Source organism: Vibrio pomeroyi (assembly GCF_024347595.1).
GTDB classification, from domain to species: Bacteria; Pseudomonadota; Gammaproteobacteria; order Enterobacterales; family Vibrionaceae; genus Vibrio; species Vibrio pomeroyi.
Genome location: NZ_AP025506.1, coordinates 3415170 through 3427848, shown reverse-complemented (window position 1 = coordinate 3427848; position 12679 = coordinate 3415170). Strand labels below are relative to the sequence as shown.

Here is a 12679-nt window from a genome sequence, read left to right as displayed (position 1 = left end):
GGTCCGTTTATTGATAACTACTAAAAGTAATAGCTTGAATTATTCTCTGCTACAACTCTAGTATGAAATTAGATTGCCAGTAAAATGAACGAACTGCAAGCAATGAGGCATAGGGATGTTAAAAAAAAGTGATAAGAAAATGACAGAGCAAGCTTATTGGTGCGTCGTTTCAGGTAGTGATATTTGGGTTAATAATGATCAGTTTCCTTACGGCTCAGCTGACGAGCTAGGGCTGAGTGTTGAACATGCGATTTGTATTGGCCAACATCAAGGTCGTAAGGTGTATTGGCTTAACGATTGTGATGTCGAGAGTGAACTAAGCATGGTTAATCTACGCGAGTTACTGCACTGGCCTGAATCGAACTTTCTCATGGCAAGTAAAGCTATCCAGTATGGGCACATGACCCAAAGTATGCGTTTTTGCCCGCAATGCGGCGGTCGTAATCATCTGAATCACAATCAAGTGGCGATGCAGTGTGGTGACTGTCGAACTCTTCATTATCCACGCATCTTTCCGTGCATCATTGTCGCTGTGCGAAACGACAACAAGATATTGCTGGCACAACACCCAAGACATAAAACGGGCATGTATACCGTGATAGCGGGCTTCCTAGAGGTTGGAGAGACCTTAGAGCAGTGCGTGGCGCGTGAAGTCAAAGAGGAAACGGGTATCGATGTGGGTAATATTCGTTACTTTGGTAGTCAGCCATGGGCTTTCCCATCGAGTATGATGATGGCCTTTCTGGCTGATTATGCTGGTGGTACTCTCAAGCCTGATTACAGTGAGCTATCCGATGCCCAGTGGTTTGACGTGACGGCTCTACCTGACGTGGCTCCGGTTGGTACTATTGCGAGACAATTGATTGAGAAAACAGTCGATGACGTGATGAAAGGCGAAGTGACAGAGTAGGTGCTCGAGCACTAAATGGCCTGCAATAGTATTTGGCCTGTGGGTAGTCAAAAGCTAAAAAAAACCCTCCACAAGTGGAGGGGGTAAGTAAGATGTCGTTATGAGATGCTGAGTAGTGACTACTCAGGTGTTATAATTGTAATTTTCGCTAGCGAACAAATTTTTAACACGCTCTCTTAATTGGGTGCAAATTAAGCATTGATTTAAAAGTTAATAACTTGATCTAGGTTGCAAAGCACACAGCTTTTACCCCTCAATCAGTGTTAGAATACTTGCCATCAAAACTAGACAAGATTGAATTGGAATTTAACGGAATGACCGAATTAAAAAACGATCGCTATTTACGCGCACTTTTAAAACAGCCTGTTGATTACACACCGGTATGGATGATGCGCCAAGCTGGCCGCTATCTTCCAGAGTACAAAGCAACGCGTGCAGAAGCAGGCGACTTCATGTCTTTGTGCAAAAACGCGGAACTTGCATCAGAAGTAACCCTTCAACCTTTACGTCGTTTCCCGCTTGATGCGGCAATCTTGTTCTCAGACATCCTAACGATCCCTGACGCTATGGGCTTAGGTTTGTACTTTGAAACAGGTGAAGGTCCTAAGTTTGAGCGTCCTATCACATGTAAAGCTGACGTAGAGAAAATTGGCCTACCTGATCCAGAAGGTGAGCTTCAATACGTAATGAACGCTGTTCGTCAGATCCGTAAAGACCTGAAAGGCGAAGTACCACTGATTGGTTTCTCTGGTAGCCCATGGACACTAGCGACATACATGGTTGAAGGTGGAAGCTCTAAAGCGTTCACTAAGATCAAGAAGATGATGTACGCAGAACCACAAACACTGCACCTGCTTCTAGATAAGCTGGCTGACAGTGTAATTGAATACCTAAACGCGCAAATTAAAGCGGGTGCTCAATCAGTAATGGTATTTGATACATGGGGTGGTGTACTTACTCCTCGTGATTACAACCTATTCTCACTGCAGTACATGCACAAAATCGTTGATGGCCTAATCCGTGAAAACGAAGGTCGTCGCGTTCCAGTTACTCTGTTCACTAAGAACGGCGGCATGTGGCTTGAGTCTATCGCAGCAACTGGCTGTGATGCTGTAGGTCTAGACTGGACAATCAATATCGCAGACGCGAAAGCTCGCATTGGCGACAAAGTGGCACTGCAAGGTAACATGGATCCTTCTATGCTTTACGCTCAACCAGAACGTATTCGTGAAGAAGTAGGTAGCATTCTTGAAGGCTTCGGTGACGGTGGTACAGGTCATGTATTTAACCTAGGCCACGGTATTCACTTAGATGTGCCGCCAGAAAACGCTGGTGTGTTCGTTGACGCTGTTCACGAACTGTCTAAGCCTTACCACAAGTAATTCTGTGTAAGATGTTGAAAGCGCTGCTGGGCAACCCGCAGCGCTTTTTTATTGCCTTCATATCAGCATTCAATATTCGTTGAATTTCGACAGTGTGCAGTTAATTAGGCATTTAGATCATGGTAGGCCAAATGCTCTGAGATGTGCTGTCTGATATAAGGAATGACGTCACTCTCAAACCAAGGGTTCTTCTTGAGCCAGATATTATTACGTGGTGAAGGGTGAGGAAGTGGTAAAAACTCCGGTGCCCAAGCCTGCCAGTTCTTGACTGTCTCAGTCAGTGTTTTGGTTGTCCTTTCCTTTAAATAATAGTTTTGCGCATACTGACCAATCAATAGTGTCATTTGGATATTGGGTAGTGATTGCAGTACTTTCTGATGCCACAACTCTGCACATTCTGGTCTTGGAGGGAGGTCGCCACTTTTTCCTTTCCCCGGGTAACAAAACCCCATCGGTACAATCGCGACTTTTTGCTCGTCATAAAAGGTATCGCTGTCTACCTCTAGCCATTCTCTTAATCTTTCACCACTGGCATCGTTCCAAGGGATGGAGGATTCATGCACCTTGATACCTGGCGCTTGACCTATGATCAGCAAGCGCGCGTTTGGATGTGCTTGAATGACAGGATTGGCACCATGCGAGAGGTGAGGCTCACATGCTGTGCATTGTCGTATCTCTTTAAGTAGCGAAGAGGACATCAGTAGCCTTTATCAAAATCAATGACATGGTTCAGTGTAAAACCATCTCGCCATTGTTGGTAATTCTCTACAAAGATCTCGACCACTTGTCTTGGCTCACTGAGTGCAGCAATGTGTGGCGTAATCGTCACTTGCGGGAGTTTCCAGAAAGGGTGGTCTTGCGAAAGAGGCTCGCTTTCAAATACATCTAAAAATGCGTGTTCTACCCATCGGTTTTTAATCGCTAACAACAAGGCTTTGTTGTCTAGGCTTTCCCCTCTTCCGACATTAAACAGCAGCACATTAGAACAATAACTGAGAGTGGTTTGATTAAGTAGTTGATGGGTTTCAGGCGTCGATGGCAGGGTATTGACCACAATATCTGCTTGCTTGAGGGCGGCTTCTAACTCATTGATGTGGAATGTGTCTTTGAAGGTCTCTTGCTTTGATGGGATACCAGTGCGGTTGACACCAATGGTATGAATGCCAAACGCTTCAGCGGTTTTTGCTAAATGACTACCAATAGACCCTGTTCCTAAAATCACCATGGTTTTGTCAGTTAGGCTAGAATTAAGCTGAGGCTGCCAGTTTCGTTGCTGTTGTTGCTGGTGGTAATGAGGAAAGTGTCTAAAGTGGCTGATGGCGTAACCTAAAACGTACTCCGCGATAGCAGGGCCGAAGATACCTTTGACGTTGGTCAGCGTGTAATCCTGACGAAGCTCTGGTTGAGTGAGCTTATTGATGCCAGCGTAGGTGCTTTGTACCCAATCAAGCGTTTTAAACTCGTTAAGACGCTCGGCTATCAGGGGAGGTGAGGCTAATACAATCTCAGCCAACTCGGGGTTTTGAGTGATTTCTAAGTCGGGTAAATCCTGGTTTAGAATCAGTTGCGTATAGGTATCGTCATGCTCAGTAAGAATATAGAGCTTATTCGTAAAATTGTTCATCGGCTTACCTTTTCCCCCCAGGGTTTATCAAGTACACTTTCGCTGTCTTTTTCTGCAATTATTGAGTGACTATGCTTCAGAATCCACTGCAGGTTCGTCTTGAAAAGTTAGAACCTTGGCAACAAATTACCTTTATGGCGTGTCTATGTGAGCGTATGTACCCTAACTATGCCATGTTTTGTGAGAATACAGAATTTGCGGAAGCTCGAATCTATCGTGATGTTTTGGATAGCATTTGGGAAATCCTAACGGTTAAAACGGCAAAGGTGAACTTTGAACGTCAACTAGAGAAAGTAGAAGAACTATTCCCTAGCGCAGATGATTTTGACTTCTATGGTGTTTACCCTGCAATGGACGCGTGCCAAGGTTTAGCAACGCTGATCCATGGTCTGCTTGACCGTGAGCACATGTTTGAAGCTGTGATTAAAGTGAGTCAACAATCGGTGAAGACGGTTGCTGAGCTTGAGTTTGCTCAAGGCGCTGATGAAGTGACAAACGAAAACCAGAAAGAAAACGAAGCGGTGTGTGAAGAGTGGGATGTTCAGTGGGCCATTTTCCGACCTCTACGTGAAACGACGGAGCGCGACCTAGAGCTTATCAAAGACCTACGTCACGAACTGCGAGAAGACCCAGTCAGTAACATTGGTGTCGCGTTATAATTCGTTATCGCATCAAAGTACGAATAAAAATAAAGGCTCCCTTGGGAGCCTTTATTGTATCTGACGATATCAAATCGAGATTAAGCGTCTTTTTTCTCTTCTTTTGGCGCTTGCTCTTCATCCGCAGTTTTTGAATCAGAGGCTTCGTTGTCTGCTTGAGTTTCTTCCTCTAGATCATCTTCTTCATCGCGGTTTTCGATAACACCGTGTGTTTCTTTCCACTTCTCCCAGCGTTGAAACGCCAGTTCTTGCATGTCAGTGGTCTTATCCGCTTCGTCGACGATCTCTTCGCCTACAAGGTGCTCAAAGATGTCTTCTAGGGTGATGATGCCCTGAATTGTGCCGTACTCATCAACAACCAAAGACAGTTGCAGGCGGTTTGCCATCATTTGGTCAAAAGCTTTCGCTAAGCCCATGTTGTTCAGTAATACGTGAATAGGACGCATCACTTCACCTAGCGCTTTTTCACCACAACCGGCTTGCTGCAATCTAAACAGCTCCAAGCGGTGGACGAAGCCGATGATGTTATCGCTCTGCTCGCTGTAGACCAGTGGGCGAGAGAATGGCGTATCTTTGTGTTGCTCAAGGAAAGTATTCACACTCATTTCCGCATCAACACGGAATACAACTGGGCGTGGTGTCATTACTTGAGTCACAGGCACGTCTTGAATACCAAGTAGATTGCTCAGGATTTTTGATTCGCCTTCTGCAAACTCACCGCTCTCTTTTGCCAAAATTGCCATTGCAGACAACTCATCACGCATTTTTGGTGCTTGGTGGCCACGAGCCAGACGCTTTGTAATTTGCTCCGAGAACCAAACAAACGGAGTTAGGAAGAACACCATCCAACGAAGTACGGTTGATGATGCTGGAGCAAGTTGACGCCAGTAGGTTGCACCAATTGTTTTTGGAACAATCTCAGACAAGACCAAAATACCCAGAGTTAGCACAGCTGAGAATACACCCAACCATTGGCTACCAAATACAACCGCTGCTTGCGCACCCGCTGTCGCTGCACCGATCGTGTGCGCGATAGTGTTGAGCGTTAAAATTGATGCCAGTGGGCGGTCAATATCTGTTTTCAGTTTGTCTAATGACTCTGCTGCAGGGTGCCCATTTTGTTTTAGTTGAGCAATGTAGCTCGGACTAATACTCAAAAGTACAGCTTCCAAAACAGAACAAATGAAAGAAACTCCAATAGCAATGGAGACGTAAATAGTTAGCAGCAGCATGTTTGCCCTTAAATTAAATTGTACGCTTTATCAGCGATTCAGCGTGGATTATAGAGAAAAAGTAGTGGCTAGGTCATCATTAATTTTACGCTGAGCCCCTTTTAAACAAGGGCTTGCTCAATAAAATCAGTAACAAATTGTGAGTTATTACTCATATTATGGCTAAAACTACGGCATTAGAGCTAAAGATCGACGACAAACCTTTGCCAGATGGGGCATTTATGTTTTAGAGTGAATTGAATTCAAAAATACAAAGAAGGGAAACCTAAAATGAACAAGACTCAATTAATCGACTTTATTGCTGAAAAAGCGGACCTTTCTAAAGCACAAGCTAAAGCTGCTCTAGAAGCGACTCTTGGCGGTGTTACAGATGCTCTTAAAGATGGCGATCAAGTTCAGCTAATTGGTTTTGGTACTTTTAAAGTAAACCACCGTGCAGCTCGCACTGGTCGTAACCCAAAAACTGGTGACGAGATCCAAATCGCTGCTGCAAATGTTCCAGCATTTGTTGCAGGTAAAGCGCTGAAAGATTCAGTGAAATAATCTAAACTGTACCGAGGTAGTCGTATTCCACCTCGGTACAGGTTTTTATGAAAAAAGCATTTCTTCTCGTTTCACTGTTATCTACATTTCTCATTGGCTGTTCTTCAACAAGCCCTCGCAAAAACCTAGAGCAATTTGAAACTCATACCGGCGGCCAAGTCATGGGCGACGCGACAAGTTTCTACTGGGTCACCAATAAGCTAACACAACCTCATACTTCAGCTGACTACGTCACTGTGGGCGATTACGGCTGGTACCAAACTGACTATGCTTGGTCGGAAGGTGTACTGCGTGAATTCATTCGTGAAGGCGAACAGCGTAATTCATCGAATGAGCTAGTTCCTTATCGCGTCCATGTGCGTTTCAATAAGTCAGGCGAAGCTGTGTATCAACAGTATCGTCTTAACAACAAGATCTTACCTATCCAAGCTAAACAGCTTGAGAACTACCAGAAAGAAGCTAAGTCGGTTCTAGAGACCACAATGAAGCAGTATGACGAAGGTTTTCGACTGATTCAGGGGTACTGGAATGGCAGCTTTTTCGAAACATGCTCTGGCGGCGAATTTGATAGCTTTGAGTTTAACCAGACCTTACCAAGCTTCGTGATTGACCGATTGGCGTCTGTGGAAAGCTATGCGGCGTTTTTAGGCAGCGATTCACTCGGTAAAATGTCGGTTGAAGAGCTACTGATGTTAGCTGATGACAGCCATGACTGTGTGACAAGGCCTTCATTGCTGAAAGAGTAGTGGGTAATCAGAGATTTAAGAGTATTTGGCCTATGATAGGCCAAATGCTAATTTGTCTGTACAGCTGCAGATTAAGCAATAAAAAAGGCGCCTTAGAGGCGCCTTTTTTCATTTTGTTGCGAACAGTCTTTTGTGGTCACTCACTTACCGTATTCGTATTAAGCGAGTGACGACATTGATTACTGCTCTTGCTCGCGCGCAATTGCACGGTAACCAATGTCATTGCGGTGGAACATACCATTCCAGCTAACTTGCTTCGTTAACGCGTAAGCGCGCTCCTGAGCCTCAGAAACCGTGTTGCCCAGTGCAGTTGCACAAAGTACACGGCCGCCGTTTGTCACAACGTCGCCAGCTTCGTTATTTGTCGTACCTGCGTGGAAAACCTTTTGGCCTTCAACTTCGCTTGTTGGTAGTGAAATAACGTCGCCTTTTGCGTAGTCAGCAGGGTAACCGCCAGCTGCAAGAACAACACCGATTGAAGCGCGTGGATCCCACTTAGACTCTGCTTCGTCCAGCTTCTCGTCGATAGCCATTAGGCAAAGTTCAACAAGGTCTGACTCCATACGCATCATGATAGGTTGCGTTTCAGGGTCGCCGAAGCGGCAGTTGTATTCGATAACCTTAGGCGTGCCATCAGCATCGATCATTAAGCCAGCGTAAAGGAAACCAGTGTAAGGTGCGCCTTCAGCATCCATACCACGTACCGTTGGGTAGATAACTTCCTCAAGGATACGGTTGTGGATTTCAGGAGTCACAACTGGAGCTGGAGAGTAAGCACCCATGCCGCCAGTATTAGGGCCAGTGTCTTTGTCGCCAACACGTTTGTGGTCTTGGCTGGTGGCCATAGGTAGAACGCTAGAACCGTCAACCATTACGATGAAGCTTGCTTCTTCGCCTTCAAGGAACTCTTCAATCACCACGCGACTGCCTGCTTCGCCAAATGCGTTGCCAGCAAGCATGTCTTTGATTGCGTCTTCAGCTTCTTCAAGTGTCATCGCAACGATAACGCCTTTACCAGCGGCAAGACCATCTGCTTTCACTACAATTGGTGCACCTTGCTCACGCACGTAAGCGATAGCTGGGTCAATCTCAGTGAAGTTTGCGTAGTAACCTGTTGGGATGTCATGACGAGCTAGGAAGTCTTTCGTGAACGCTTTTGAACCTTCAAGCTGCGCTGCTGCTTGAGTAGGGCCAAAGATAGGCAGACCGACTTCGCGGAATGCGTCAACCACACCAATAACCAATGGCGCTTCAGGGCCAACGATAGTCAGTTCGATTTTTTTCTCTTGAGCAAACGCGACTAAACCAGCGATGTCTTCAACGCCGATGTTTACATTCTCAAGTTTCGGCTCAAGTGCAGTACCTGCGTTACCTGGAGCAATGAATACTGTTTCAACGTTTGGGTTCTGTGCTGCTTTCCAACCAAGTGCGTGCTCACGACCGCCGGCACCAATAATCAATACATTCATGTTTTAAAATCCTTATAGCTGCTTCAGAGTCTTTATTTCTGTGTCAAACATGCTCACTTATAGTCATAAGCTCCGCGTGTTTTCCTTGAACTAAAGTCACTGACTTGCTCTACGTATTTCAAATATCGGAATATTTAAAAAACAAAATTATAAGTTTTGCTCAAAGTAGTTGGTGATGTGGCTAGGCAGCAATTGAGCCCATCCCCGGGAGCATAGCCTGCTATGTGACCGGGGTGGGCGAAAGTAGCTAACGACGCCACAGTGCCAAATACGAAGAGGAAATTAGTGGCGGAAGTGACGCATGCCTGTAAAGATCATCGCCATGCCGTGTTCGTCTGCTGCTGCGATAACTTCGTCATCACGCATAGAGCCGCCTGGTTGGATAACACACTTAATGCCAGCTTCTGCTGCCGCGTCGATACCGTCACGGAATGGGAAGAATGCATCCGATGCCATCACACAACCTTCAACCTGTAGACCTTCGTCTGCCGCTTTGATGCCTGCGATTTTCGCAGAGTAAACGCGGCTCATTTGGCCTGCGCCCACACCAATAGTCATGTCGCCTTTCGAGTAAACGATAGCGTTAGATTTAACGTACTTCGCTACTTTCCAGCAGAATAGCGCGTCTTTTAGCTCTTCAGCTGTAGGTTGGCGCTTAGAAACCACTTTAAGGTCATCTTCAGATACCATGCCTTGGTCGCGGTCTTGAACTAGCAAGCCACCGTTAACGCGTTTAACGTCAAAACCAGTTGTCTTAGTTGTCCATTCACCACACTTAAGTAGGCGAAGGTTTTTCTTAGCCGCTACGATTTCTACTGCTTCAGCAGAAACAGAAGGTGCAATGATAACTTCAACGAATTGACGCTCAGTGATAGCTGTTGCTGTTGCAGCGTCTAGTTCACGGTTGAAAGCGATGATGCCGCCAAATGCAGACGTTGGGTCTGTTTTGAATGCACGGTCGTAAGCTTCTAGGATGTTTTCACCTAGTGCTACACCACATGGGTTAGCGTGCTTAACGATTACACATGCTGGCTGGTCGAACTCTTTCACACACTCAAGTGCTGCATCAGTGTCAGCGATGTTGTTGTAAGAAAGTGCTTTACCTTGAATCTGGCGAGCAGTAGACACTGACGCTTCTTCTGGGTTTGCTTCAACGTAGAATGCTGCTGCTTGGTGGCTGTTCTCACCGTAGCGCATGTCTTGTTTCTTCTCGAACTGTTGGTTGAACGTGCGAGGGAATTTGCTTTCTTCGTCACCTTCTTTGTTCTCGCCGTAGCTAGGAACCATAGTGCCGAAGTAGTTTGCGATCATGCCGTCGTAAGAAGCTGTGTGCTCGAATGCTGCGATAGCTAGGTCGAAGCGAGTCTCTAGCGTTAGAGATTTCTCGTTCGCGTCCATTTCAGCAACAACGCGCTCGTAGTCGTGAGCGTTCACAACGATAGTCACGTCTTTGTGGTTTTTCGCTGCAGAGCGAACCATTGTAGGACCGCCGATGTCGATGTTCTCAACAGCATCAGCAAGGGTACAACCTTCTTTAGCAACGGTTTCTGCGAATGGGTATAGGTTTACAACAACCATATCGATAGGGTTGATACCGTGAGTTTCCATCACGTCATCGTCTTGACCACGACGGCCTAGAACACCACCATGAACTTTTGGGTGCAGAGTCTTAACACGGCCATCCATCATTTCTGGGAAACCAGTGTAGTCAGATACTTCTGTAACAGAGATGCCTTTTTCAGCAAGCAGGCGAGCAGTGCCACCGGTAGATAGGATATCTACACCACGGTTAGCAAGAGCTTGTGCAAATTCAACGATACCAGTTTTGTCTGATACGCTGATTAGAGCGCGGCGAATTGGACGAGCGTTATTCATGCTTCCATCTTCCTCAAATTCATGGGGTTAAAATAAAGATATTTGCCAAAAAAGAACTTGTTTCTATCTTCTTAGCGTGGATTATCTTAGATACCAGTAAGAGATAAAATATTGGCCAGTTTTGGTAAAGACCTTTTGGGTTTGTCTTATGATCTAGCTATAAGATAACCAACTCCAAATTTGATGGCGCAGATTCTAACTAATTTATTACAAAAAAGCTCGCGCAATCGTTTGGCATCTCAAAATTAATTATGAAAAGTGCCATTTCAGCCTGAAAAGTAACGATAAGGTTAATTGTGGAATGGACGAAAGAGTAGGAAAAAACATGTTCCAGATCGGTGAATTAGCGAAACGATGCGGTGTGACGGCCGATACCTTGCGATTTTATGAGAAGAATAACCTGATTGCGCCAGCCAGTCGCAGTGAGTCGGGTTATCGTCTCTATGATGAAAATAACCAGAAACAGGTGACCTTTATTCTCAAATCCAAAGAGTTGGGGCTGAGTTTGGATGAGATTAAAGAATTGCTTGAGATTCGCTTGGAAGCGACACAGCACAGTTGTGCCGAAGTGAAGTCGATTACCACAGCCAAGCTGGAGATGATTGATGAGAAGATTACCGAGCTCACCAAGATTCGTACTGCACTCAAGAAAATTAATGATGCGTGTTGTGGTCACATAGACGACGATGCGAGCCATTGTTCTATTCTGGCAGCTTTGGACTCAGCAAACCTTGATAAGGGGCGTTGCTGTAGCTAACAGCGGCTTTCATAGCCAGTTCAGGTACTAGATTCTGTCTGGTACTCAATCGACAAGCCAAAAAAAAGCCAAACTCAATCAATGAGCTTGGCTTTCAATTCAATTAATTACGAAAGAACGATTAGTTCATGCCGTATTTTTTAAGTTTCTTGCGAAGAGTACCGCGGTTGATACCCATCATAGTTGCTGCGCGAGTTTGGTTACCGCGAGTGTACTGCATGATGGTGTCTAGTAGTGGCTGTTCAACTTCAGCTAATACTAGTTCGTATAACTCGCTGACTTCTTGACCGTTTAATTGAGCAAGGTAGTTTTTCAATGATGCTTTCACTGAATCACGTAGTGGTTTCTGCGTGATTTGGTCTTGTGATGTTACTGTAGTCACTGTCAATGCTTCTGAAGTCAGATTTTGTTCGAACATATTCGGTCTAGCTCTTCTCGTAATTATGGTGCAACGTTATCAAAATAACCTTCTAGCGCCTCAAGCTGCAGATCACCTGCTTCGAGTGCGTTGAAGGTACGGCGAAACTCACTCGCTTGTTCATGCTCTTTTAGATACCAACCCACATGCTTACGAGCGATGCGAGGGCCTAAAAACTCTCCATAGAATTCATGCAGAGCGTTAACATGACCAAGCATGATGTCCTTCACTTCCAAGATTGGTAGTGGGTCCATCGTGGTGCCGTTTTCCAAATAGTGTAGGATTTCGTTAAAAATCCACGGACGACCTTGGGCAGGACGACCAATCATCAAAGCGTCAGCGCCGGTGTACTCCAGCACAAACTTAGCTTTTTCCGGGCTATCGATATCACCGTTAGCAATAACCGGAATAGATACAGCTTGTTTCGCCGCTTTAATGTGTTTGTATTCTGCCTCACCTTTGTACATACAAGCGCGAGTTCTCCCGTGAAGGGCAAGTGCCTGTATGCCGCAGTCTTCGGCTATTTTAGCGATTTGGACACAGTTTCTGTTATCTGTATCCCAGCCTGTACGAGTCTTTAACGTTACTGGAACGTCGACTGCGTTTACGACAGCCTTCAAGATCTCTTCAATGAGTTCTGGATGCTGAAGTAGGGCAGAGCCCGCAAGCTTCTTATTCACTTTTTTGGCTGGACAACCCATATTGATATCGATGATTTGCGCACCGTTATCGACATTGAATTGAGCAGCCTCGGCCATAAGCTGTGGATCTGCACCAGCGATTTGTACTGAACGAATGCCCGATTCGCCTTCATGTACCATACGCTGCTGAGACTTCGACGTTTTCCAAACCTTAGGATTGGAGGACATCATTTCACTGACTGCCATCCCCGCACCATAGCGAAGACACAACTCACGGAATGGTCTATCCGTTACGCCAGCCATTGGAGCGACGATTAGATTGTTCTTAAGTTGATAATTTCCGATTTTCAAAACGTCATCACAGTTCTGTACCAGCAAGGGCGCGCATTTTACGCATTTTTTCGCTGCGTGAAAAGACTAATA

At 45.5% G+C, this 12679-nt stretch carries 13 protein-coding genes; 6 read left to right on the top strand and 7 right to left on the bottom strand.

What is annotated here, in order from left to right:
• The first annotated feature begins 115 nt into the window (after window positions 1-115).
• Window positions 116-910, top strand: a complete 795-nt coding sequence (nudC, locus tag OCV12_RS15215) for an NAD(+) diphosphatase (RefSeq protein ID WP_261884984.1) — start codon at window positions 116-118, stop codon at window positions 908-910.
• Window positions 911-1224: 314 nt separating this feature from the next.
• Window positions 1225-2292, top strand: coding sequence for a uroporphyrinogen decarboxylase (gene hemE / locus OCV12_RS15210; protein ID WP_017060530.1), 1068 nt, complete (start codon window positions 1225-1227; stop codon window positions 2290-2292).
• A gap of 104 nt (window positions 2293-2396) precedes the next feature.
• Here the strand turns inward: hemE and OCV12_RS15205 are convergent, their stop codons facing one another.
• Together OCV12_RS15205 and OCV12_RS15200 are read right to left on the bottom strand one after the other, a co-directional pair.
• Window positions 2397-2990: a uracil-DNA glycosylase family protein gene (locus tag OCV12_RS15205; RefSeq protein WP_261884983.1), complete on the bottom strand. Its 594-nt coding sequence runs from the start codon at window positions 2988-2990 to the stop codon at window positions 2397-2399.
• Window positions 2990-3916, bottom strand: coding sequence for a D-2-hydroxyacid dehydrogenase (locus tag OCV12_RS15200; protein ID WP_261884982.1), 927 nt, complete (start codon window positions 3914-3916; stop codon window positions 2990-2992). The genes OCV12_RS15205 and OCV12_RS15200 overlap by 1 nt, the downstream gene beginning before the upstream one ends.
• Window positions 3917-3987: 71 nt before the next feature.
• Between OCV12_RS15200 and OCV12_RS15195 the strand changes: the two genes are divergently transcribed.
• Window positions 3988-4575 (top strand): YjaG family protein, encoded by a 588-nt coding sequence (locus OCV12_RS15195; protein ID WP_017633397.1) that lies wholly within the window; start codon window positions 3988-3990, stop codon window positions 4573-4575.
• An 80-nt stretch (window positions 4576-4655) separates the two neighbouring features.
• Here the strand turns inward: OCV12_RS15195 and OCV12_RS15190 are convergent, their stop codons facing one another.
• Window positions 4656-5807 (bottom strand): CNNM domain-containing protein, encoded by a 1152-nt coding sequence (locus OCV12_RS15190; RefSeq protein ID WP_261884981.1) that lies wholly within the window; start codon window positions 5805-5807, stop codon window positions 4656-4658.
• Window positions 5808-6077: 270 nt separating this feature from the next.
• Between OCV12_RS15190 and hupA the strand changes: the two genes are divergently transcribed.
• Together hupA and OCV12_RS15180 are read left to right on the top strand one after the other, a co-directional pair.
• Window positions 6078-6350 (top strand): nucleoid-associated protein HU-alpha, encoded by a 273-nt coding sequence (gene hupA, locus OCV12_RS15185; protein ID WP_004729753.1) that lies wholly within the window; start codon window positions 6078-6080, stop codon window positions 6348-6350.
• 47 nt (window positions 6351-6397) lie between these two features.
• Entirely contained in the window at window positions 6398-7096 is a 699-nt protein-coding gene (locus OCV12_RS15180) for a DUF1481 domain-containing protein (protein WP_261884980.1), read from the top strand.
• Window positions 7097-7275: 179 nt separating this feature from the next.
• Here the strand turns inward: OCV12_RS15180 and purD are convergent, their stop codons facing one another.
• The gene (purD, locus tag OCV12_RS15175; protein WP_123326539.1) at window positions 7276-8565 is read right to left on the bottom strand and encodes a phosphoribosylamine--glycine ligase; all 1290 of its coding nucleotides are present in this window, start codon (window positions 8563-8565) and stop codon (window positions 7276-7278) included.
• A gap of 282 nt (window positions 8566-8847) precedes the next feature.
• On the bottom strand, window positions 8848-10440 hold the full coding sequence (purH, locus tag OCV12_RS15170) for a bifunctional phosphoribosylaminoimidazolecarboxamide formyltransferase/IMP cyclohydrolase (protein ID WP_261884979.1): 1593 nt from the start codon (window positions 10438-10440) through the stop codon (window positions 8848-8850).
• A gap of 325 nt (window positions 10441-10765) precedes the next feature.
• Here purH and zntR point away from each other — a divergent pair, with 325 nt between their 5' ends.
• Entirely contained in the window at window positions 10766-11197 is a 432-nt protein-coding gene (zntR, locus tag OCV12_RS15165) for a Zn(2+)-responsive transcriptional regulator (protein ID WP_017633392.1), read from the top strand.
• Between the two features lie 121 nt (window positions 11198-11318).
• Here the strand turns inward: zntR and fis are convergent, their stop codons facing one another.
• Complete coding sequence (gene fis / locus OCV12_RS15160; RefSeq protein WP_004729744.1) at window positions 11319-11615, bottom strand: DNA-binding transcriptional regulator Fis; 297 nt, start codon at window positions 11613-11615, stop codon at window positions 11319-11321.
• Window positions 11616-11638: 23 nt separating this feature from the next.
• Window positions 11639-12607, bottom strand: a complete 969-nt coding sequence (dusB, locus tag OCV12_RS15155; RefSeq protein ID WP_164913329.1) for a tRNA dihydrouridine synthase DusB — start codon at window positions 12605-12607, stop codon at window positions 11639-11641.
• Window positions 12608-12679: the final 72 nt, after the last annotated feature.